This window comes from Thermococcus peptonophilus, assembly GCF_001592435.1.
In the GTDB taxonomy this organism is placed as follows: domain Archaea; phylum Methanobacteriota_B; class Thermococci; order Thermococcales; family Thermococcaceae; genus Thermococcus; species Thermococcus peptonophilus.
In genome coordinates, this window is sequence record NZ_CP014750.1 from 640667 (window position 1) to 662992 (window position 22326).

Consider the following 22326-nt stretch of genomic DNA (forward strand, 5'->3'; position numbering starts at 1 on the left):
TCACTCCTCCCTCAGTACCCCAACGTTCTTCGCCTGCTGGACGAGAGCGTAGGCGCCAGCAGCCACATCCTCAGGCCTCTCGTAGCTCGGGATTCCGTTCTCCTCAAGAAGCTCTTTGGCCTTCTCGCTGACGTAGCCTGCCATGAAGAGTCCGAGGACAGGTTTTCCGTTGTTGACCTCTTTTACGGCTTTGATGACGCCCTCGGCGTGCTCAGTCGGGGTCATTCCGGCGAAGGTTGGGACGACGCAGATTGCTATCAGCATGTCCACGTTAGGATCTTCAAGCAGGAGCTTCGCAGTCTTGTAGTAGTCCTCTCCGCGAGCAGAGGCTATCATATCAACAGGGTTCTTCACGGCCGCCATCGGCGGGAGAAAGGAGCGGAGCTCCTCAATAGTTTTCTCCTCAAGGTTTGCCAGCTTGAGGCCCTTCCTGTCTATGGCATCGGCAGTGAGAACTCCCGGGCCGCCGGCGTTGGTCATTATGGCTACGCGTTTGCCCTTCGGGAGCGGCTGGGTAAAGGCCCTTGCCATGCTGATCATGTCGTCGATTGTATCAGCAACTAAAACCCCGCTCTGCTTGAAGGCCGCCTCGTAGATCTTCCAGCTTCCGGCGAGTGAACCTGTGTGGCTTGATGCTGCCCTCGCACCGCTCTCGCTCCTGCCTGCCTTGAGCGCTATGACGGGCTTCTTCTTGGTGACCTTCTTGGCAACGTCAATGAACTTCCTGCCGTCCTTGAGACCCTCGATGTAGAGGGCTATCGCCTTGTCCTCCTCCGTGTCGGCGAGGTACTCCATAAGCTCGGAGAAGTCAACGTCGGCCATGTTGCCTATGCTGACGAATTTGGAGAAACCTATACCTTCCTTAACGGTCTTGTAGACTATTCCAGCCCCCAGAGCTCCGCTCTGGCTGATGAAGGCTATGCTCCCCTTCTTGGCGTCCATGATGAAGGTCGCGTTCATGTCGTTGTGGGTGTCCATAACACCGACGCAGTTCGGCCCGATGAGCCTCATGCCGTACTTGTGGGCAATCTCCACGAGCTCCCGTTCTTCCCTCTTGCCTTCCTCACCGGTCTCACCGAAGCCGGCAGTTATTATGACCGCGCCCTTGACGCCCTTCTCACCGGCGTCTATTATCGCCTGTTTAACGAACCTCTTGGGCACGACGATAATAGCGAGATCAACCTCTCCCGGGATGTCCTTGATGTTTTTGTAAGCCTTAACTCCCTGAACTACCTCATCTTTGACGTTGACTGGATAAACATTCCCAGCTTTGTACTTCTTGAGGTTCTTGAAGACCTCGTAGCCCAGCTTGAGCGAGTCGTTTGATGCTCCTATGACCGCTATTCCCCTCGGCTTGAAGAAGTAGTCGAACGTCATCAATCACTCACCGTTTAAATCTTGGTTAGAGCGTATATAAGCTTTCCCAAAACGGGCATCGGAGAATTTTTCGGCATTGTTGAGCTTAAAGAGTCCTTTATGAGCATAATAAGTCATTCAAAGAACACCCGAAACCTTTAAGTAAGCTTCGGTTATTTTAACTCTGGAGGTGGTGGCGATGGTGAAGGTGAAGTTCCTGGGCCACGCGGCTTTTCTGATCGAGGGAAGCAAGAAGATACTCATAGATCCGTTCCTCAGCGGCAACCCAAAGGCCGCCGTCAAGCCCGAAGAGGTTGAAGCAGACCTCATACTCGTTACCCACGCCCACGGCGACCACATCGGAGATGCCATAGAGATAGCCAGGAGAACCGGGGCGAAAATAGTTGCAATGTACGACATAGCCAACTACATCTCCCAGAGGGCGAGCGATGTCGAGACCGTTGGCATGAACTACGGGCCAACCACCATTGACGGGGTCTTCATCGTCCAGGTTCCGGCCTGGCACTCAAGCAGTGACGGAGTGCATAGCATAGGCAATCCCTGCGGCTACATAGTTAAGCTCGACGGAGTGACTATCTACCACGCAGGAGACACATTTGTCTTTGGAGACATGGCGCTCTTCAACGAGCTCTACGGCCCGATTGACGTTGCCCTCCTCCCGATAGGTGGACACTTCACGATGGGGCCGAGGGAAGCCGCCAAAGCAGTCGAACTCCTCAAGCCGAGGAAGGTTGTTCCGATGCACTACAGCACCTGGCCGCCGATAGCCCAGGACCCCGAGGAGTTCAAGAAGCTCGTCGGTGACAGGGCCGAAGTTGTTATCCTCCAGCCCGGAGAGGAGCTTGAGCTTTGAAAAACCTTTTTAAATTTCTCTTCTTAGCTTACTCTCAGGTGGTGAAATGGACAGAAAAATCTCAGCGGTAGCAGTAATGGCGCTATTCCTTCTTCCGCTGTTGCTCCCAACCGTGAGCGCACAGAACTCCGAATACGACCTCATAATAGTCCGCAACGATGACCTCATAGACTACATAGTTGCGCTTCCATACTCCAAGCACCTCGATGTCCCAATTCTCCCCGTAAACCCCCAGGAGCTTGACCCTGCCACCCTGGCTCAGCTTCAAAGCTATGAGCAGTTCGGATGGTACCACGTCCTCGTTATAGGAGACTACCAAGCAATAAGCCAGAGGGTTCAGGAGCAGCTGATGAGCCTTGGCTTTCAGGTCACCAGGATAGGTGGTGAAACCAGGGTTGATACCGCTGCGAAGCTGGCCGAGGAGTTCTACCCATCTGGAATTGACGCCGTTGTCCTAGCCAGTGCGAGCGACTACGGTTCTGCTCTCGCCGCTGCCAGATGGGCGATGGCCTACGACAGGCCGTTCCTCCTTACCAACCCATCGAATATATCTCAGTCCGTTAAGGACACCCTCTCCCGGTTGAAGCCAGAGACCGTCATTCTCATTGGAGCGGGTCTCTCCAAAAATATTGAGAAAGAACTCCAAGCTATGGGATACAGCACCTATTGGCTCCAGGAGAACATAACTATATCCGTACCAACTTCCACGGTTCCGGAGAAGACAAACTGGGGTTATGTAATCGGGGCTGTTATACTTACACTCGCCGTTGCAATTCCCGCTTCGCTGTACTACGCCAAAAAGAAGTGGGCCGCCAACAGAGTTCCCATCGAGGTTCTGACTGAGAAGGAGCGTGCGGTCGTTAAGGCAATACTTGAAAAGGGCGGAACCATAAAACAGGAGGAGCTTCCAGAGCTCACCGGCTATTCACGCCCAACTATAAGCAGGATAATCCAGGAGCTCGAAAAGAAACAGCTCGTTGAACGCGAAAAAACCGGAAAGACCTTTATTGTGAAGCTGACGAAGGAAATCATTATGCGCGAGTGAGGGTCGGACAAGCCCTCCGTTCATCACTTTTCTCAGGGTCCTGGCTGTCTCCTCATCCCCAAAAAAGAGGGAAAGCTGAATCACTTGCGGAAGAGATGGCCGTGGGCCTTGTTCACGTGCCTCGTGTATGCCTTGGCACTGCGGAAGACCATTCCACACCTCGGGCAGCGGAAGAGTATCTCTCCATCCCTGTCCTCGATCTTGATGGCCTTCAGCACCGCCATCTCCTCCACCCCCGGCCATCCTTCGGGTTTGGACTTTTAAATTTTGCTGGTTACACCCATATTCTGTTCCCCTTGACTTTCAGATACCCAAGCGTTTGTAGAGTTTTGAGGAAGTCCTCTACGGTGTCCTCATCGTAGTAGATGTTCACCCTGTCCCCGTCGGTTTCCACTGTTATGGGTTCTATCTCCATAAGCGCTTCTACAAGTTCGTTCTTTCTCCTGTGCTTTTCTGCAAGCTCAAGGATTTTTTCAGCCAATACAGAGCGAGCTATCGCATCAAAAGTCGCTTCAACTAGACTTTCATCAGTCGTGTACTCCTCTGCAATCTCAAGCGCGTTCTCGAGGAGCTCCCTGTCAACTTCAAGGACTTCAACGTAGTAGTGCTTGCTCAGGGTGTACTCCGTTATGAGGGTTGCATTCAGATTATCGAGCTCATCAAGCTCCTCTTCAAGCTCATCAATGGGGAACCTGAGCTCAAGTTCAAGGTTATCCAAAGGGGGTTTATTCCTCAGGACGAGCACCCCGTCGCGCTCCTCGACGGCTCCCTCACCTATCAGGGCCGTTATCAGGGACAGCTTCGAGAGATCGGGCTCTCCAAAAAGCTCGCTCAAGGGCTTTTCCTGGCCGACTTCCCAGTCGCGCATAAGCTCCTCATAGGCAAGCTGAATTGCCTCAAGTTCTTCCCCAAGAATAGGCGCCTTTGGACTGAGTTCAACGAGTTTTGAGTATTTCCCTCTAACTATCAGGTAGTGCTCTATCTCCGGTTTCGTTTCTTCAACCGGTCTGTTCATTATTCCTGCCCGGCTGAGCTTTCTGGAGAGTTCGTTCATATCCTCACGGCTTAACACTTCAAGCCTCACGGTCTCCACCTATCTTAGACTGTTCTTGAGGATTATAACCTTTCCTCAGCAGGGCCTCAAGGAGGGCCTTCGTTGGTTTGTTCGTCACAATGTTGAGAGTCTCTTTCACCTCATTTTCCAGTCCTGGTTCGTACCTTGCATATAGTAAGAGTGCGTAGGCGACTATTTTCGGGTCTCCTTCGTTCAGAATCTCCATGGAAGAAGCAAGTATGGGGTCCTCTAGTAGCCTGTTCGCCAGTTCCTCAATTTTCACCCTGTCATCTGCCTGTACTGCCTCCCTGAACGGTTTGTAAAACCTTTCAAGGAGTATCCTTGCCATGCGCTCCCTCTCAACGAGGTCTGAGCCAGGACTTTCCTCGGGTTTCCGATTAAAGAGAATGTAGTAGACCGCAGGTATTGAAAACAAGAGTAAGAGCACTGCATACAGCTTTATTGGGATGTTTATCCTGCTTCCAACCCTTCTGGAAACGAAAGCAAGAACGGCAGTCCCAAGGATGATGCCGATCAGCGTGATGAAAACATAGTAAGCGGAATAATCTTTTATCTGGGGCCCCTTAGCTTTCACACCTAACTCCTCGATGTGTTTCAGCCTGTCCTCTGCAATCTCTATTATTGCATTGAGCCGTTTTTCACGCTTTTCTATTTCTTCAAAGACGTCCATAGCTCTGCCCCTTGATACTTGGTGCTCGAAGGTTAATAGTCTTCTGGTCTTCCAGCGGCGACAACCCTGTAGAATGCAACCGCTCCAGCGAGGGCATAGAGGTAAGTTGTGAGGGTCTTGTAGAGGAATGCAGTAACGATCTGGGCTGCTCCGTTGCCTATGGCAATGGTAACACCCAGTTCATTTGCTCCAATTCCCCCTGGTGTTCCCAGGACTCCTCCTAGGAACGATGAGTAAAGAACTCCCTTGAGTGCTTTTCCATAGGGAATATAAACTCCAAGGGCTTCTCCTACGAGAACTAAGGTTGCCGCATTTGTAAATATCATTGCAGTCCCAACCAAAAAGGCCAACAATACAGAGCTTCCACCCCTAGCTTCTTTCCATCCTCTGTACGTTTTGTCAAACCTTTCTCGGAATTTTACTGGATGGATACGGGAGTGGGCTATGATGTAGGCAACTCTCTCGGATATTATCGTACTAGCCAGCATTACTGCAACTATACCTGCCGCTATGTCTTTTTCAAGGATTGCAATCAGTGTGAGGCCTGAGACATATTCCGTTGTCATAGCCAAAAGCCCAACGCCGAAGGTGTACCAGTAGTCCGTCCCAAGCAGGCGAACCTTAACCAGAAACCCGACCGCAGAGTTAAGGGAAAACCCAAGGTACGTCCCCGAGAGCGTCGCAAGCAGTGTTCTCTTGAAACCGATGCCCCTTTTCTTCAGGTAGACGTACCAGAGCATAGTGTAGAGGAGATAGCCGGCTAAACCTGTGATGCAGGCGAGGAGAAAATATTGAGAGAACAACAGCTCCGGACTGAACTCAACCGACGAAGCCTCCGAGTGAACACGGTATATTAGGTAAGATGTTATACCCACCGTCAGTACTATTGTTAGAGCTTTTCTCTTGTTGCTCAATTACTGTCCCTCTAGGAGTTTTCTGACGTAGCGCGGCATCTGGAAGAGGGTCTCGTGCCTTTCAGGGTCATAATAGTAGAGGTCGAGCTTCTTTGCTCTCTCAAGGTCTATCCTAGTGAAGTCAACGTCTCCCTTGACTCCAATGAGGAAGCTCCAGGGCGAGGCGTAGCCTATTACCGGGAAGCTGAAGTAGTACACTCTGTCAAAGACTTTCTTCATAGCCTTATATGCGTCGAGGAGCTCGTTCGTGAACAGGTAGACGCTGCCGGCCTGGGTAATGTAAAGACCCTCATCGTTCAGCTTCTCGTAGGCGTCCCTGTAAAACTCCTCGGAGAACAGGAGCTTCGCTGGGCCAACGGGATCGGTTGAGTCGACGATTATAACGTCGAAGCGTTCCCCTGTTTCCCTGAGGTACTTGACGCCGTCGCCGATTATCAGCTCTGCCCTCGGCTCTTCCTTCTTTATAAGCCTGTCAAGGAGGTCTTTGGCGACGTCCAGGTAGAGGTAAGATGCTTCCACGACACCTTCGTCTATCTCCACCATTATAGCCTTCTCAACGGTGTCGTGCCTAAGAACCTCACGGAGCGTTCCGCCGTCTCCACCACCTATGACGAGAACTCTCTTCGGGTTCGGATGTGCAAGCATCACCGGGTGTACAAGAACTTCGTGGTAGCTCTCCTCGCCAATCTCCACAAGCTGAACTGTCCCATCGAGTACGAGGAGCTTTCCAAAGCCCTCTGTTTCGTATATTTCAAGGCGCTGGTACTCTGTCTGTGTCTCAAACAGCCTCCTCTTTACCTTAAAGCCAACTCCATAGCCCCGAGGATACCATTCGATGAAAGCCCTCTCCTGCTCGTTGTATCCCATGAGTCCCACCATCAGTGGATACGATGTTGGGTTTTAAAGCTTAGTGTGAGCGAGAGATTTATTAAAGGGAAGCTCGTATTTTCCCAGTTGTATGGAGAGAAAGGATACTGCGAGAATCGTAGCTGAGAAAATTGTAGAGGTGTGGGACGAACTTCTAAACAGTGAGGTAGTTGGGATTCCTCACCTGGTTGGCAGGATCTCTTCAGATGGGGAAGTCGAGATGTCCCTGGTGTTCTTTGATGAGCCCACGTATGAAAGGATAATAGAGGATGGATGCGTCAGCTTTACTTTCCCACTTGAAGTCAAAGACCCGAAGGAGCTCTTTATGTCCCTCCTGAAGTTTATCCGGGAAGGAACAACACCCAGCATTCTAGAACCCGGCGAAAAGATAAAAGAGCCTCTTAAGGAGAATTTAATGAAAAGAGGCTTTGAGGTTCTTTGGATTGCCGGAGACAGTTACGTTGACGCATGGGTTTCTAAGAACGGGATAAGGTACCACCTGAGCTTTGAACGGACGGGAAAAGATGAGTACACTCTTATGAGAAAAGAAAAAGTTCAGTAGGGGAACATAACAACGACAGCTATTGCGGCGGCGGGCTTGTCCTTAACTGTTATCTCGGCGCTCGCAACCTTGAACTCACCGAGCTCCCAGCCCCTCTGCCTGAAGCCCTCCTCGACCATCTTCCTGACCATTTCCTCAGCTTCTTCCTTGGTGCAGTAGCCCGAATACTCGTAGATTAGACCGCCTTCGTTGTTCTTGCTTATCCCGACGCCCAGTGCGGCGCTGATCGTCATCCCCGGCTCGTCGCTCTCAATGTGAGCGTAAACCGTCGGCAGGAGCATTCCTATCGGAACGTCGTGTACCTTTTCAATCCACTCGATGTGCGCGGGGATGACGCTGCTTAGCTTGACCAGGTTAACGTTTCCTATGCCCAGCTTGAGGAGTGCGTTGTCAAAGGCGTTCAGCTTAGTCCCACCCTCAGCGGCCGCAGCACCTATAAAAGCTCTCTTGGGGGTTGTCCAGCTCATCTCAACCTCCTCCTTTTCTCGTTAAGTATACTCTCCTCCATTTATTGGATGAGCAGGCTGTTTAATCAAACGCGACTTCTTTACCAGCTTAAAAACGTTTCGCTATATCTAAAAGAGGCGGTATGGTGGTATTTTTGCGGCACATAAGGTCAATAAAGGGAAAAACACACTCTAAAACGTCATTCTCGGTGCCATTGAATAGAGAACGAAGATAGTTATGATGAGCGCGATTATGTAGACATCACCTCGCCGAACACCGCGTTTGCACTTATTGGCTGCTCGCAATAAATTTGGCAAGCAACGTCAATAATCAAGGAATTTCGACTGAACTCGCTATTTCTAAGCACGCTAAAAGCACAGACAACAGCTTGGACATGATAAGGTTTAAATGCTCAAAGTTGCAACCATGAACGGTGATGCTCATGATCGAAGTCGGCGAATACAAGGTCAAGGAAGGCCTCTACTACACGAAAGACCACGAGTGGGCCCAGGTTCTTGATGACGGCACGGTTCTTGTTGGCATAACAGACTACGCCCAGAAGGAGCTGGGCGACCTTGCCTACGTCGAGCTCCCGGAGGTCGGCAAGGAAGTCAGCAGGGGCGACGTTCTCTGTGAGATTGAGAGCGTCAAGGCCGTTAGCGAGGTCTACGCCCCCGTCAGCGGTGAAGTCATCGAGGTCAACGAGGCCCTCGAGGACAGCCCCGAGCTCCTCAACGAAGACCCCTACGAGAACTGGATCGCCAAGCTCAAGCCAAGCAACCTTGAGGAAGAGCTTAAGGAGCTTATGGACGCCCAGGCCTACGCCGAATACCTGAAGAGCCTCTGATTGGCTTTTCTTCTCTCCTTATTCCAGAACATTTAAGTACGCTGATGCATATTTTCTACGGTGATTCACATGAAGGTTCTGAAGGAATGGGACATTAAGGTAAAGCTAGTGAGGACAAAGAGGGGGGCGATCCTTCATATGATAGAGCTTGAGCCCGGCCACTTCTACCTCGAACAGAACCCGCTAAAGGATTCGAAGTACGGTGTTGCTTACAGGAAGATAAAGGAGAACTTCCCGGAGTTCTACATGTTCTGGGAGATAAAGGACAACCGATACACGGGCAGACTTCTAGCTGGGGCTTTTCTCGAAAAGAAGGAGATCGATGAGTTCGTGACTCTCCTCGCCAAGACAGAAGACTTCAAGAATTTTGAGGAGATCTTCGAGGAGATCGAGGAGATAGGAGAGTGAGCTCAGCCATCTTTCTTCATCATTTCCCATCAGATACCCTAGAGATCGTCATCGCTCCTTGTGATATCCAAACTTGGAAGTTAAAAGGGTAGCGGCTCGGCCAGTATGCCCTTCATCACACATCAGCTATCGTGAGGCTCGTCATCGCCGTGGTGCTGTTTACAATCCCCTTAAAACCTCTTCGTACACCTTTTCGATCTCACTCGCGATCACTTTCCACGAGTAGCGCCTTTCGACTGCCTTTCTTCCGGCCTCTCCCAGATTCCTGGCGAGTTCTTTGTCGGAGAGGAGCTTTGAGACCGCCTCGACAAGTGCAAGCTCGTCGCCGGGTGGAACGAGAACACCGCTTCCGCTCTCCCCGACGACTTCAGGTATTCCACCAACTGTTGTCGTAACCACCGGGACGCCGGAGGCCATTGCCTCAAGAACGACTATGCCAAAGGCCTCGGCCATTATCGACGGCAGTACAAAAACATCGGCGGAAGCGTAGAGTTTTGAGAGGAGATCATCTGAAACGTAGCCCAGGAACCTCACGCGGTCTTCAATGCCCAGGAATTTCGCCTGCGCCTTCAGGAATGGAAGCATCTCACCCGAGCCGACCATCACTAGGACAGCATCATCCCTTTCCCTTACTATGTTCTGGAAGGCGTTGAGGAGCACGTGCGGCCCTTTCCTGAAGGACATTCTGCTGACGTAAAGGATTAGGTCGCCGCTTATTCCGAGCTCTTCTCTCACCCGTTCTTTTTCCCTCTCTCCTATCGGCCTGAAGCGCTCGTCATCAACGCCGTTTGGAATCACTCTAACAGGGGAGTCGGTAAAGTGCTCTATGAAGGCCTTTGCGGCCTTGCTAACGGCTATTACCTCGTGGGGATACCTGAGGTAGTGGCTGAAGAGGGGGAAGGTCAATCCAAGGGCCTTCCAGAGGGAGGACTCGTGGGAAAAGGATATGCTGTGAGTGGTGAGCAGTGTTGCCTTTCCAAGCGTTCTCCCGGCTTTAACCGCCTTCAGAGAGAGGGGAGTGAAGGCGTGGTGGGCGTGGACAACGTCAAAATCCCGAAGAAACTCACCCAGTTCCCTGTTCGACTTCAGACCGTAGGTTATGTTTATCCCAAGTAAAGGGCTGACCACGCCGGGAACCTTAACGAGTTCTATTCCGAGCTCTTTAAGCTCCTCCTCTTTTCCAGTTTTCAAGTCGTTGGTCACTATTGAAACCTCGTGGCCTCGCTTCCTCAGGTAGGTCGCAAGCTGGTGCATATGAGTGGCAACGCCGCCGACCTTTGGATAGTACCAGTCGCTGACGAGAGCGATCCTCATGGTTCTGTATTCACCAGACATTCACTTAAAAGTTACGAGAAACCAACAGAGAAAGATAAAGGGAGATCAGGCGTTCGCCTTCTCCTGCCTCTTTTTCGTGAGATACTCGTGGATGGCCTTCGCGGCCTTCCTTCCATCTCCCATAGCAAGGATGACCGTCGCCTCGCCCCGTATGGCATCTCCACCTGCGAAGACGCCAGGAATGCTCGTCATCATGTTCTCGTCCACGACGATCTTCCCGCGCTCGACCTTGAGGCCCGGCGTGTTGATGATGAGCCTATTCGGGTGCTTTCCAATGGCGATAATGACTGTGTCTGCCTCAAGAGTTATGTACTCGCCGGTGCCCACTATCTTCCTCTTTCCGCGTGCGTCGCGCTCCTCAAGCGGCCTCATCTTCTCGAACTTCACGGCCTTGACCTTGCCGTTCTCATCGCCGATAAACTCGACCGGGTTGACGAAGTAGACGAACTTGATGCCCTCTTCCTTGGCGTGCTCGACCTCTTCTTCTCTAGCCGAGACGTCCTCCTCACCGCGGCGGTAGGCAATGGTTACCTCGGCACCGAAGCGTCTCGCGCTCCTCGCGGCGTCCATCGCTGTGTTTCCAGCACCAATGACGATGACTTTCTTGCCAACGTAAACCGGTGTGTCGTACTCGGGGAAAAGGTAGGCCTTCATCAGGTTGACCCTCGTGAGGAACTCGTTGGCGGTGTAGATTCCGTTGAGGTTGATTCCAGGAGCGTTAACAAGTCTTGGGGTTCCTGCTCCAGAGCCTATGAAAACGGCGTCGTACTCCTGGAGGAGCTCTTCAATCGTGACCGTCTTACCAACCACGTGGTCCGTGAGTATCCTGACACCGAGCTTTCTGAGCTTCTCAATCTCCTTGTGGACTATCTCCTTCGGGAGTCTGAACTCGGGGATACCGTACATTAGGACTCCTCCGGGCTCGTGGAGGGCCTCATAGATGGTGACGTCGTAGCCGAGCTTGGCCAGTTCGCCGGCGGCGGTGAGGCCAGCGGGTCCAGCTCCGATGATGGCAACCTTTTGGCCCTTTTTCTCTATCTTCGGAATTATCTCGAAGAGGAGCTCCTCGTCTATTCCCTTCTCGCGGGCATAGTCAGCGACGAATCTCTCAAGCTTGCCGATGTTGATCTTATCGCCGACCTTACCCATGACACAGTTCATCTCACACTGATCTTCCTGCGGGCAGACCCTACCAGTTGTGGCTGGAAGTGAGTTGCAGGCCCAGATGACGTTTAAAGCTTCCTTAACAGCCTTGTCGGGATCGTTGCGGTACTCAACGAGCTTGCTTATGAATCCGGGAATGTTAATGTGAACAGGACAGCCCTTGATACAGGGGGCGTACTCGTAGGGGCACTGCAGACAGCGCTCGGCCTCCCTAACGGCAAGCTCAAAGGTGTAGCCAAGGTTCACTTCCTTGAAGTCCTTAATCCTCTCCTCCGGAGGCCTCTCCGGGGTCGGAACCCTCTCCTTAATAAGCTTCCTCCTCGGCATCACTGCTCACCTCCCTGGGCCTGGAGCTGCTTTAGGTAATGTTCTAAGGCGAGCCTCTCAAGCGGGGCGTAGAAGCCTGTCCTGTGTATCAGCTCGTCCCAGTCGACCTTGTAGGCGTCGAACCCAGGCCCGTCTATACAGGCAAACTTGACCTCGCCACCAACGGTCACACGGCATGCTCCACACATTCCTGTTGCGTCGACCATGATCGGGTGAAGGTCAGCGTGCATTGGGATTCCAAACTCCTTGACCACGTTGAATATGGCCTTCTGAGCGCCGGCCGGGCCGACGGTGAGCACCATGTCGAAGTGCTCATTCTCAAGGAGCTCCCTGACCTTGGCGGTAGCTCTTTTTACGAGCTCCTGGGCGATTTCGTTCATTCCCCAGCCGGGCTGGAGGTCAAAGCCCTCAACGATGTGCCTTGAAACAGCATTCTCAAAGTCTTCTTTGAGGATAATCATTGGATTGGGAGTAACATGAAGGGTGGTAACGTCGTTTCCTATCTCCTGCCAGGCTCTGGCTATTGGAAAGACTTCCACGATACCTGTAATGAGCCCTATAGCCAGCACCCTTCCAAACTTCTCCATTGGGGCAGGGTTTCCGAGTGGACCTGCGACGTTGAGGATCTCATCACCCGGCTTGAGCTCGTTGGCCATTCTCATCGTCGTCTTCCCGCGGACAAAGGTAATGAGCGTTATCCAGCCCTCTTCCCTGTCCCAGGTGACGGGAGTTAAAGGAATCCTCTCTCCGTTGGGGAAGGCCCTGACGATGACAAACTGACCTGGCTGAACCTTTTTAGCGACGTGGGGAGCGTGTATCTTGTACATCACTTCGTTCATGGCCAGCTCTTTCTTATCGAGTATCTTATAGGGCATGATGAACACCTCCGTACATGAGACCAAATCTGGACATCTAAAGGTTCACAACGTTGAGTGCTTATAAATCTGTTGTTAACCAAAGGTTTGGAACGGCGAAGGTTTTTCAGCCCGACCTTAGAAGAGTGGAAGAAATGTTTTTAATTGACCATGAGAAGTGAGCCGGGGATTGCTATGAAGAGGGTTGCCTACACTTTCGCAGTAATAATGGCCGCCTTCGGCATGTTCCTTCCGCTGATCTACGGGGCAGTGCCGGTCATCCAGAGGCTCCTGGGTGAGAACCCGCTCCTGAAATCGCTTGGGATATCGATTATCTTCTGGGTTCTGGCGTACGTTCTGTTCGAGGAAGAAGAAAAGGGTGCCGACTTCACAGCTTCCTGAGGAAGGTTATATAGCCTGTGTGAGAAAGCATCGTCGTCTTCGGCCTCATGCATTCCCTTTTGACTTCCTGTTCTCTAACGAGAACCTCTACAACCCTCGGCTTCATGAACTCTCCCCTGAACTCCTCAAGCGCCCTGAAAAAGCGGTGCACCTGGTTCATGCATGGGGTATAGGCAACAAAATACCCCCCCGGCTTGAGTACATCTACGGCATGAGGCAGGACATTTTCGGGCTGGGGAAGGTCGAGGACTATGTGGTCGGCTTCCTCCTCATCTATCCCGTTGTAGATGCTCTTGTTCTTCAGGACTACCCTATCGGAAAAGCCCGCAAGCTCCACGTTCTTCTGTGCTATCTCGTAGAAGTCCTTTCTCACTTCGTAGCTTATGACCTTTCCTGATGACCCAACTGCGTTTGCCAGGAATATGGTGAGCGCCCCGCTTCCCGCTCCGGCCTCGATGACTGTGTCGCCTGGAGAGATTCCAGCGTAGGCGATGATTATTCCAGCGTCCTTAGGGTGGACTATCTGAGGGCCTCTCTTCATCTTGGCTATGATGTCGTTGATGTCGGGCTTGAGAGCTGTAAACGTCTCTCCCCTGTGGCTCTTGATTTTCGTACCGTAAGGCTTTCCTATAAGCTCACCTAGGTTCAGGATGCCCAGGTCAGTGTGGAACTCCTTATCCTCAACCTTTACAAGGTATCTTTTCCCTCTGGGATCAACAAGAAGAACCCTTTCCCCGGCTGATATCATATTCTCTCTCCTCCGGTTGCGGTAAGCTTCCCACCTGAAACCTCAGCGACTTTTGTGCTAAGCTCTTCGAGGATTCCAACATGAGTCTCGTTGAGTATGCTGGTGTTAACGAAGCTGATAATAGCGATATCCTCCGTCGGTATCGTGCTGACCGCCGTCAATATGGATTTTATGGCTTTTTCGGGGTTGAAGTATATATAGTGGGAAAGTCCGAACATTATCCCATACCTCGGTTTCCTCGGGAGCCGAGAGATTTTGCTTAGGATAGAGTAATAGTTCCTCAAGAAATTCTGAGGTTCGTATGTGGGGACGATGTCCTCGAGTACTTCGCCGTATGAAGCTGTCCCAGGCCCAATTTTGATGACCTTTATTTCCCTTATAACGTCGAGGATTTTTGTGTACTCAACCCCACTGGTCTTTGCAAACTTCCTCATAAGTATGTCACCAATGCCCCAGAAATCTATCGACACGATCCCGTGATCACAAAGGGAGGGTATTATTTCACCCCACGCTATTCTCTCCACGGGTTCATTGGAGGTGTACTTGATTAAAACTATATCGCCTGGCATGATAGCCCCAATGACGTTATTAAAGTTATGAGGGGTTTTTTCATTGGGCATTATTTACCACCAGAAGGGTTTTAACGGCTTAACTTTTAAATCTTGCCGGGTGAAGAGAATGAAGTTCGTTGTGTGGCCTAGCGAGATAGATTCGAGGTTACCCAAGAAGTACGGCAGACTGGTTAAAAAAGCGGTTGCCGTTAATGCTCCCACCATCGACGAAATACGCGACGCCGCGGAGATCCTTGGTATGAAGGTTGTTGAATTCGAACCTGAAAAGCTAAATCCTAGGCTCTCGGGCATTGATGAGGAACTCAGAACCAAAGGGATGCTGAGGATTGAGAGTCCATACCCCAAGGGCAAGAGCCTCAGAATGATCTGCGAGAAAATCAGAGAACTCAGGGCAAAGAAGCGTAAAGCCCATGGTAAGAGGAAGAAGAAGTAATCACTCCTCCTCTGTCTCCACCACTATTGCTGTAGTCGTGTCGATAACGCCGTCAATGTTGTGTATGTCGTGGAGTATCTTTCTGGTAAGCTCGCCGAGGTCCTTGGCCTCGATGTGGACTATCGCATCGTAGGGGCCGGTGACGGCGTCTGCCTTTGTAACGCCCGGCATTTTTCTGAGAGCATCTATAACGCTCTCGACCTTTCCAATTTCAACAGTAAGCAACACATAGGCCCTAACCATGGGAACCACCTCGGAGTTTTACGATATTATTTTAACGGGCGTTAATTTAAGCTTTTCGCAGGAGCTGTATATTCAAAACCCCCCAGTTCTAGGAGGCATTTAAATGAACATTAGCATACATTTTTTGCGGGCACACTTCAGAACCATAGTCGAAAGATTTATTATGTACTACCTAGATACCTAGAAATGCCTTAATGTGTTTAATTTCGGAGGGATGTCCACATGAAGTCAGGCGGCAAACTCGTTGCCCTTTTGATTTTGTTTTTAATGGCCTTCTCAGTGGCTGCCAGCGGCTGCATTGGTGGCGGCGAAAAGTCCACTACAACCTCAACCTCCTCGGCTACACCAACTCAAACGACTTCCACTTCTGCCACATCCCAAGTTGGAATACTTGAAATGGACAAGGTCTATGTGATAGCCACAGACAAGAGCGTTGTCATCGTTGGACCCAAGGGCGAAAGCCCGACTGTGAACATTCCCAGTGGAAAGAAAGTGATTAAGGTTCAGTACGAGGTTGATGCTGAGAATACTCCTTCCGTAAAGGACCTTATGGATCAGGGACAGGGATTCGGTGCCATTAACCCTGCATTCTTCAGAGATGAACACGTTGATGCCCTGGTCGTTGCGGCGAGAAGGGAGACCGACCCAACGATAAGGACTGAACTATTTAAGGCCCTCTACATCCTCGGAAACCACCTCGTCCCAGAGGCCATTCTCGGCCAGAACAAGCAGCTCCGTGTTTACTGGAGCTGGGTGAAGGGCCGCTACTACCACCCGACCCTTGCCGAGCGCTACGACCTCCTCAGCGAGGATTCAAACGCCCCGGCCGTTGACATCGGAATCAAGGACTACAAGAACGACCCGGAGACCTACGTCATAGGTACCTTCGGCTGGCCGGAGAGCTTCGATCCTGCCTGGACGTACGAGACCTTTGGATGGGAAATCTGGCACGAGATAGGCGACACACTCGTCACCTACTGGAAGGAAGAGACCGAGCAGGTCAGCCCCGACCTCGCTGTTGCATGGGCACACAACAAGGACGGTACCGAGTGGTACTTCCTAATCAGGGGTGGTGTAAAGGCCTACGACCCGTGGAACGACAAGACCTACCCGATAGACGCAACGGACGTTGCGTTCACCTTCCTACGCGTTGAGAGGCTCGGCCACTCCGTTAGCTGGATGGTCGACAGCTTCATGGACGTCAACCACTCCGCTGCCCTCACCGAGGACGAATTCGACCAGTACCTCAAGGAGCACCCACTCGTAGCTGAGTACAAGGGCAAGAGCACCACCGTTAAGAGCCTCGACGAGCTGAAGAAGTTCTTCGGCTACAACGGTGAAACCGCCGGCGTCTTCAAGCTCGTCCTCCCGCAGCCCTACGCCCCCGTCCTCGGAATCCTCGCCGACCCGTTCCTCAGCGTCGTCCCGATGGAGTACCTCCTCGGCGACAAGTACGAGGAGGCCCTGAAGGCCAGCAACAATGGCCACGACCCGAGCGCCTGGTGGAACTACCTCCAGGAGGGACAGGACGACCCGACCCACCAGCTCATGCACAAGAAGCCCGTTGGAACCGGTCCGTTCTACGTCAAGGACTACCAGGAGAACAGCTACATAGTCCTTGAGTACAACCCGTACTACTGGAACGCCACAAACAACCCCGGCCACACCAGGGTCATCTACGTCCTCAACAAGGATCCAATGGCAAGAATACAGCTCTTCAAGACCGGCACTGTTGACGCCGTCGCAATCCCACCCGACAAGATGGACACCGTTAAGGGACTCGAGCTCAACGGCTTCAAGTCAGTCGTCAAGACTGACATCCTCGAGCCGATACTGACGTTCATCGTCTTCAACACCCAGAAGGAGCCCTTCAACAACCCGAAGGTCAGGCAGGCCATAGCCTATGCCATTCCGTACGACCAGATAGCCAAGCTCGTCTACAACAACCTCCTCGAGAGGAACTACGGTCCGATACCCAAGCCGTGGCCGGGCTACATCGAGGAGGGCATCATCAAGTACAACTACAACCTTGCCAAGGCCCAGCAGCTGCTCAAAGAGGCCGGCGTTGACCCGAGCAAGTACAGCATCGAGCTGATCTACAACTCAGGAAACAGCGCCCGTGAGAAGATAATGACCTACCTCCAGAACACTCTCACCCAGCTCGGCTTCCAGGTCACGGTCAACAGCTACGAATGGCCGACATACCTCAGCAAGACCGAGCACGGACAGTACGACATATACGTCGTCGGTTGGGTTCCAGACTACCTCGACTCTGACAACTGGGTCGGCCCGTTCCTATACGGTGCCACCGAGTTCAAGAGCGTTGAAGTTACCACCAGCTGATTTTAGTTTTTTCCTTTTTGCAGTCTTTTTCGAATTTTTTAGTCCGATGAAACGTAAATTTATAAGTTTCGAGCACCATTGAAACGTAACAGCATGCAGAGGTGATAGGGTTGGCCAACCTGAAGAAGTTCCTCGTGAGGAGAACTCTAACGTTTATACCAACAATAATCGGAGTTACCCTGATAGTCTTCCTCATAGCCTACGTCATTCCAGCGGATCCGGCCAGGGCCTGGGCGGGTGGTGAGAAGGCAAGCCAGCAGGCCATAGAAAGGGTGAGAAAAGCCTACCACATAGACGACCCATGGTACGAGCAGTACTGGTTCCTCATGAGCAGTCTCGCGAAGAACAAGCTGATAGACCCGAGGACGTCAAACTACGTGTTCGATGACGTGGGTAAATACTTTCCCGTGACGTTTGAACTAGCGCTTATAGCGTTCGTGTTTATCATAATCATCGGAATCCCGCTCGGTATCATTGCTGCCCTTAAGAGGAACACCTGGATTGATACCATCGTCAGAATTTTCGCACTCACCGGCGTCTCCATGCCCGTTTTCTGGCTTGGCTACCTGCTCATCTACATATTCTTTGTGAAGTGGCGCGTCATAACCCTCGCCGGCTTCCCTGCACCGCCTGAACACACGATAACACACATTCCGATGATAGACGCTCTCCTCACCGGAGACTTCCAGACGTTCTACCAGCACATCCACAGGCTGTGGCTTCCTGGCTTCACCCTCGGCTTCATGAGCTCCGGCGTGCTCGCTAGGTTCGTCAGGAACTCCTTCCTTGAAGCCCTCAGCAGCGACTACGTCGCTTTCCTCAAGGCCAAGGGTGTCCCCAAGCTCAGGATATACAGGCACGCCCTCAAGAACGCCCTCGTGCCGATAGTTACAGTCCTTGGTCTCCAGTTCGGCGGTCTTCTCGGCGGAACTCCGATTACCGAGACGGTCTTCGGCCTTCCCGGAATGGGTTCCTACGCTATAGACTCCATCCGGAATCTGGACTTTCCAGTGGTCGTTGCAATAACCTTCGTCTATGCCATAATCTTCGTGACCACGAACCTGATAGTTGACATCCTCTACGCGGTCATAGACCCAAGGGTGAGGTACTGAGGTGGTTGAAATGCAGGAAGAGTACAAGAAAGGCATCCTCGACAGGCTCGCCGATAAATTTGTTGATCTCCTCGGCTCGTTCATATCCCTCTTCAAAAAGGACTGGAAGAAAAAGAACCGCTCCAAGATGGAAGAATGGCGCCTTATGCTCTACGCCCTCAACCGCTCGCCGCCTGGCCTAATAGGCCTCGTCCTCGTCCTCATGTTCGTCTTCCTCGGAGTATTCGGCCCGCGGTTGGCCCCGTGGGACTACAGGTTCTTCCCCTCACTTTACAACCCGAACACATACCTCGCTCCACCGGGCTCAACTTTCACCCTCAATGTTACCGAGCTTAAGGACGGCCAGTTCATAAACTATGTGACACAGATACACTACACCCTCGGGGCTGACCACTACGGCAGGGACCTTGTCAGCCTCATCCTCTACGGTGCAAGGGTCTCCTTTGTGATTTCAATAATAGTCATAGTGCTCGGCGTTCCCCTCGGTATAATCCTCGGCCTTATAGCTGGCTACTACGGTGGCAAAGTTGACGAACTTATCATGCGTATAACAGACATGTTTCTGGCCTTTCCCGCGCTGATACTAGCGATAGCCTTCTCGGCGGTGCTACCGCAGAGACTTCAGATGTTCATATCCTCTCATGAGACCCTTGAAAAGATTGTCCTCTGGCTCTTTGCCTTGCAACCCCAGGACGCTGGAAACCTAGGAAAACTGCTGGCGGTCATCTTTGCAATGATCATAGTCTGGTGGCCGGGCTACGCGAGGATAACGAGGGGCTCAACGCTCACTGAAAAGGAGAACCTCTACGTTGAAGCGGCAAGGGCAATAGGTCTCAGCTCAAGGACGATAATGTTCAAGCACATTCTCCCCAACATCATAGGCCCGATACTCGTCTACGTCACCCTCGACTTCGGCGGGGTTGTCCTAATGGAGGCAGGGCTGAGCTTCCTCGGGCTCGGTGCGACGCCGCCGATAGCCGACTGGGGCAGGATAGTCTACGACGGTTCCCAGTACTTCCCCGAGAAGTGGTGGCTGGTCACGTTCTCGGGCTTCATGATCATGCTCGTGGCGCTCGGCTGGAACCTGCTTGGAGACACCCTCAGGGACATCCTCGACCCGAAGACGAGGAGGAGCATTGAGTTCAAGGTAAAGAAGGCCAAGCAGATGGAGGAGGGTGAGGGCAATGCCTGAACCTATCCTCGAAGTTAGGGACCTCACAGTTCACTTCTACACCTACGCAGGAATCGTCAAGGCCATAGAAAAGGTCTCCTTCGACGTTTACAAGGGTGAAACCTTCGCGCTGGTTGGAGAAACCGGATGTGGAAAGAGTGTAACCTCAAGGGCGCTCACCCAGCTAATAGAGAGTCCTGGAAGGATCGTTGGGGGAAAAGTCATCTACCACAGGGATGACGGCTCGACGGTTGACCTCCTAAAGCTGAGTGAAGAGGAGATAAGAGAGATCAGGGGCAAAGAGATAGCCTACATCTTTCAGGATCCTCACGCTTCCCTCGATCCGCTCTACACTGTCGGCTACCAGATAGCCGAGGCCATGGTGGTTCACAAGACGGTCAAGGATTGGAAGGAGGGCTTTAAGAGGGCAGTTGACATCCTCCGCCAGGTTCTCATCCCAGATCCTGAGAAGAGAGTAAAGAACTACCCCCATGAGATGAGCGGAGGTATGAAGCAGCGTGTGGTCATTGGGATAGGAGTCTCGAACAACCCAAGGATACTCATAGCTGACGAGCCGACGACTGCCCTCGACGTTACGGTTCAAGCGCAGATTCTCGACCTCATGAACGAGCTGAAGAGGAAATACAACACCACTCTTATACTGATCACACACAACATGGGTGTTGTAGCCGAGATGGCAGACAGGGTCGCCGTGATGTACGCTGGAAAGATAGTCGAGGTAGGCTCTGTTGACCAGATCTTCAAGAACCCGCTGCACCCGTACACGAAGGGCCTTCTCAGGGCCGTCCCGAACCCGCTTGGAAAGATAGAGAAGCTCGAGGCAATTCCTGGAACGGTGCCGAACCTCATAACACCGCCCGCCGGCTGCCGCTTCCACCCGAGGTGCCCATACGCCAGCGAAGTCTGCAGGCAGAAGATCCCCGAGCTGAAGGAGATAGAGCCGGGCCACTTCGTTGCCTGCCACCTGTACTGAGGTGATGAAAGTGAGCGAGCCAATACTCAAGGTTGAGCACCTGAAGAAGTATTTCCCCGTTAGGGGCCTCTTCAAGACCATCGGCTATGTCAAGGCGGTCGACGATATCAGCTTTGAAATCTACCCCGGTGAAACCTTCGGTCTCGTCGGTGAGAGCGGTTGCGGAAAGACTACAACCGGAAGGACGATCCTCAGACTCATAGAACCGACCAGCGGGATGATCATCTTCAAGGGAAAGGACGTGACGAAGCTCAAGGGCGACGAGATGAAGTGGTTCAGGCGGCATGCTCAGATAATGTTCCAAGACCCATACTCATCCCTCAACCCGAGGCAGACGGTCTTTGAGATAATCATGGAGCCCGTGAGGTTCCACGGCATAGAAGTTGACGACCCCGAGGAGTTCGTCATAAGGCTCCTAGAGAGCGTCGGTCTAAACGAGATGCACCTCTACCGCTATCCCCACGAGTTCTCCGGCGGACAGAGGCAGAGGATAGCACTCGCGAGACTCTTAGCTTTAAAGCCAGAGTTCATCGTTCTTGACGAGCCTACATCGGCACTTGACGTTTCAGTCCAAGCAAACATCCTCAACACTCTGAAAGACCTCCAGAAGAAGTACGGCTTTACCTACCTCTTCATTTCCCACGACCTTGGTGTCGTCAAGTACATGAGCCACAGGATAGGAGTGATGTACCTTGGAAAGCTGGTAGAAGTTGGCCCAGCGGACAGGATATTCGAGAACCCGCTCCACCCGTACACCAAGTTCCTCCTCTCGGCGATACCAGTTCCCGACCCGGAACTTGCTAGGGAACTCAAGAAAAAGCGCATGAAGGTTGAAGGCGAGCCGCCGAGCCCGATAAACCCGCCCGCCGGCTGCCGCTTCCACCCGAGATGTCCCTTCGTGATGGACAGATGCAGGAAGGAAAAACCGCCACTTATTGAAGTTGAGAAAGACCACTATGTCGCCTGCTGGCTCTACGCCAAGTCCTAGCCCTTTTCTCCTTTTATCCTGAGCCAGCTCAGGGCCATTCCTGCTATGGGGTCGACCTTGAAGAGCTCCCTGTAAACCGGGTCATTAACATTTCCGCCTTCTATTTCGAGTTCAAAAATGCCATACCCCTCGAATTCTATCCCCGCTTTCTCAATATCTTCAGGCTTTTTTATACCGAGCACTTTCCTTAGTATCGCCAACGCCAGCAGTGCCTCCCGGTTCTCGCGCGCCAGTTCTTCTTCCTTCTCAACGTGCCTCTGGTGACCTGACGGAATCCCAATGAGCCTTAACAGGTTCCAGCGCCTTATGTGGCTCGTCCTTTCTTTCATTCTCTCGCCGCTCAGTTCGTAGAGCTTGGAGAACAGCCCTAAAAGGTACTCCTCAACATCTTCTCCGCTGAGAAGGGCGGTTGACGGTTTTTTGGAGATCAGCTTCAAGTCCTCCGCCTTCCGGATGAGCGTTGCCCTCCGCTCTACTTTCTCAACGTTCAGGAAAAAGTAAGCATCAAGTCCATACTCCCCGGTTTTTGTCCTAAACACCACATAGGGCACATCAACTTTCATCCATCACACCGT

At 52.1% G+C, this 22326-nt stretch carries 26 protein-coding genes; 12 read left to right on the top strand and 14 right to left on the bottom strand.

Features of this window, described 5'->3' with window-relative positions; all coding sequences use genetic code 11:
- Positions 1–1377, bottom strand: coding sequence for an acetate--CoA ligase family protein (locus A0127_RS03370; RefSeq protein WP_062387961.1), 1377 nt, complete (start codon positions 1375–1377; stop codon positions 1–3).
- 178 nt (positions 1378–1555) lie between these two features.
- On the opposite strand from A0127_RS03370, the gene A0127_RS03375 reads away from it, so the two are divergent.
- Both A0127_RS03375 and A0127_RS03380 read left to right on the top strand, forming a co-directional pair.
- On the top strand, positions 1556–2230 hold the full coding sequence (locus A0127_RS03375; protein WP_062387964.1) for a metal-dependent hydrolase: 675 nt from the start codon (positions 1556–1558) through the stop codon (positions 2228–2230).
- A 46-nt stretch (positions 2231–2276) separates the two neighbouring features.
- Positions 2277–3275, top strand: coding sequence for a cell wall-binding repeat-containing protein (locus A0127_RS03380; protein ID WP_062387966.1), 999 nt, complete (start codon positions 2277–2279; stop codon positions 3273–3275).
- Positions 3276–3355: 80 nt separating this feature from the next.
- Here the strand turns inward: A0127_RS03380 and A0127_RS03385 are convergent, their stop codons facing one another.
- The 5 genes from A0127_RS03385 to speE are packed head-to-tail and all read right to left on the bottom strand — an operon-like array spanning position 3356 to position 6801.
- Positions 3356–3499, bottom strand: coding sequence for a C2H2-type zinc finger protein (locus A0127_RS03385; protein ID WP_011249098.1), 144 nt, complete (start codon positions 3497–3499; stop codon positions 3356–3358).
- Positions 3500–3549: 50 nt separating this feature from the next.
- The gene (locus A0127_RS03390) at positions 3550–4368 is read right to left on the bottom strand and encodes a hypothetical protein (RefSeq protein ID WP_331710455.1); all 819 of its coding nucleotides are present in this window, start codon (positions 4366–4368) and stop codon (positions 3550–3552) included.
- Positions 4349–5020, bottom strand: coding sequence for a hypothetical protein (locus A0127_RS03395; protein WP_062387972.1), 672 nt, complete (start codon positions 5018–5020; stop codon positions 4349–4351). Before A0127_RS03395 ends, A0127_RS03390 begins: the two co-directional genes overlap by 20 nt.
- 32 nt (positions 5021–5052) lie before the next feature.
- Entirely contained in the window at positions 5053–5934 is an 882-nt protein-coding gene (locus A0127_RS03400) for a lysylphosphatidylglycerol synthase transmembrane domain-containing protein (RefSeq protein WP_062387974.1), read from the bottom strand.
- The gene (gene speE / locus A0127_RS03405; RefSeq protein ID WP_062387976.1) at positions 5935–6801 is read right to left on the bottom strand and encodes a polyamine aminopropyltransferase; all 867 of its coding nucleotides are present in this window, start codon (positions 6799–6801) and stop codon (positions 5935–5937) included.
- A gap of 91 nt (positions 6802–6892) precedes the next feature.
- Here speE and A0127_RS03410 point away from each other — a divergent pair, with 91 nt between their 5' ends.
- A complete protein-coding gene (locus tag A0127_RS03410) occupies positions 6893–7363 on the top strand; it encodes a hypothetical protein (protein ID WP_062387979.1) in 471 nt (156 codons plus the stop codon).
- On the opposite strand, the gene A0127_RS03415 is transcribed toward A0127_RS03410, so the two are convergent.
- Positions 7357–7830, bottom strand: coding sequence for a pyruvoyl-dependent arginine decarboxylase (locus tag A0127_RS03415; protein WP_062387981.1), 474 nt, complete (start codon positions 7828–7830; stop codon positions 7357–7359). The two genes, A0127_RS03410 and A0127_RS03415, sit on opposite strands and share 7 nt — an antisense overlap.
- Before the next feature lie 422 nt (positions 7831–8252).
- On the opposite strand from A0127_RS03415, the gene gcvH reads away from it, so the two are divergent.
- Both gcvH and A0127_RS03425 read left to right on the top strand, forming a co-directional pair.
- A complete protein-coding gene (gcvH, locus tag A0127_RS03420) occupies positions 8253–8657 on the top strand; it encodes a glycine cleavage system protein GcvH (RefSeq protein ID WP_062387984.1) in 405 nt (134 codons plus the stop codon).
- Positions 8658–8726: 69 nt separating this feature from the next.
- Positions 8727–9065 (top strand): DUF7132 family protein, encoded by a 339-nt coding sequence (locus A0127_RS03425; RefSeq protein ID WP_062387987.1) that lies wholly within the window; start codon positions 8727–8729, stop codon positions 9063–9065.
- A gap of 159 nt (positions 9066–9224) precedes the next feature.
- On the opposite strand, the gene A0127_RS03430 is transcribed toward A0127_RS03425, so the two are convergent.
- From A0127_RS03430 to A0127_RS03440, 3 genes are all read right to left on the bottom strand, one after another.
- Positions 9225–10379, bottom strand: a complete 1155-nt coding sequence (locus A0127_RS03430; RefSeq protein WP_062387989.1) for a glycosyltransferase family 4 protein — start codon at positions 10377–10379, stop codon at positions 9225–9227.
- Positions 10380–10445: 66 nt separating this feature from the next.
- Complete coding sequence (gene gltA / locus A0127_RS03435) at positions 10446–11891, bottom strand: NADPH-dependent glutamate synthase (protein WP_062387991.1); 1446 nt, start codon at positions 11889–11891, stop codon at positions 10446–10448.
- On the bottom strand, positions 11891–12766 hold the full coding sequence (locus tag A0127_RS03440; RefSeq protein WP_062387993.1) for a sulfide/dihydroorotate dehydrogenase-like FAD/NAD-binding protein: 876 nt from the start codon (positions 12764–12766) through the stop codon (positions 11891–11893). Before A0127_RS03440 ends, gltA begins: the two co-directional genes overlap by 1 nt.
- A gap of 150 nt (positions 12767–12916) precedes the next feature.
- Here A0127_RS03440 and A0127_RS03445 point away from each other — a divergent pair, with 150 nt between their 5' ends.
- Complete coding sequence (locus tag A0127_RS03445; RefSeq protein WP_156471147.1) at positions 12917–13147, top strand: hypothetical protein; 231 nt, start codon at positions 12917–12919, stop codon at positions 13145–13147.
- Here the strand turns inward: A0127_RS03445 and A0127_RS03450 are convergent.
- Both A0127_RS03450 and A0127_RS03455 read right to left on the bottom strand, forming a co-directional pair.
- The gene (locus A0127_RS03450; RefSeq protein ID WP_062387998.1) at positions 13134–13895 is read right to left on the bottom strand and encodes a tRNA (adenine-N1)-methyltransferase; all 762 of its coding nucleotides are present in this window, start codon (positions 13893–13895) and stop codon (positions 13134–13136) included. The two genes, A0127_RS03445 and A0127_RS03450, sit on opposite strands and share 14 nt — an antisense overlap.
- Positions 13892–14515 carry a DUF257 family protein gene (locus A0127_RS03455; RefSeq protein WP_062388000.1) on the bottom strand — a complete coding sequence of 208 codons (624 nt, stop codon included), beginning with the start codon at positions 14513–14515 and terminating at the stop codon, positions 13892–13894. The genes A0127_RS03450 and A0127_RS03455 overlap by 4 nt, the downstream gene beginning before the upstream one ends.
- Positions 14516–14573: 58 nt before the next feature.
- On the opposite strand from A0127_RS03455, the gene A0127_RS03460 reads away from it, so the two are divergent.
- Positions 14574–14900 (top strand): signal recognition particle protein Srp19, encoded by a 327-nt coding sequence (locus A0127_RS03460; protein WP_062388002.1) that lies wholly within the window; start codon positions 14574–14576, stop codon positions 14898–14900.
- On the opposite strand, the gene A0127_RS03465 is transcribed toward A0127_RS03460, so the two are convergent.
- Positions 14901–15143: an Lrp/AsnC family transcriptional regulator gene (locus A0127_RS03465; protein ID WP_054840951.1), complete on the bottom strand. Its 243-nt coding sequence runs from the start codon at positions 15141–15143 to the stop codon at positions 14901–14903. It abuts the gene before it with no gap.
- A gap of 222 nt (positions 15144–15365) precedes the next feature.
- Between A0127_RS03465 and A0127_RS03470 the strand changes: the two genes are divergently transcribed.
- From A0127_RS03470 to A0127_RS03490, 5 genes are all read left to right on the top strand, one after another.
- Positions 15366–17486, top strand: coding sequence for an ABC transporter substrate-binding protein (locus tag A0127_RS03470; protein ID WP_062388006.1), 2121 nt, complete (start codon positions 15366–15368; stop codon positions 17484–17486).
- Between the two features lie 110 nt (positions 17487–17596).
- Positions 17597–18598 (top strand): ABC transporter permease, encoded by a 1002-nt coding sequence (locus A0127_RS03475; RefSeq protein WP_062388008.1) that lies wholly within the window; start codon positions 17597–17599, stop codon positions 18596–18598.
- A gap of 10 nt (positions 18599–18608) precedes the next feature.
- A complete protein-coding gene (locus A0127_RS03480; protein WP_062388011.1) occupies positions 18609–19790 on the top strand; it encodes an ABC transporter permease in 1182 nt (393 codons plus the stop codon).
- On the top strand, positions 19783–20763 hold the full coding sequence (locus tag A0127_RS03485; protein WP_062388015.1) for an ABC transporter ATP-binding protein: 981 nt from the start codon (positions 19783–19785) through the stop codon (positions 20761–20763). The genes A0127_RS03480 and A0127_RS03485 overlap by 8 nt, the downstream gene beginning before the upstream one ends.
- 4 nt (positions 20764–20767) lie before the next feature.
- Positions 20768–21751, top strand: a complete 984-nt coding sequence (locus tag A0127_RS03490; RefSeq protein WP_062388020.1) for an ABC transporter ATP-binding protein — start codon at positions 20768–20770, stop codon at positions 21749–21751.
- Here the strand turns inward: A0127_RS03490 and A0127_RS03495 are convergent.
- On the bottom strand, positions 21748–22314 hold the full coding sequence (locus A0127_RS03495) for a hypothetical protein (RefSeq protein ID WP_062388023.1): 567 nt from the start codon (positions 22312–22314) through the stop codon (positions 21748–21750). The genes A0127_RS03490 and A0127_RS03495 overlap by 4 nt on opposite strands.
- Positions 22315–22326 lie beyond the last annotated feature (12 nt).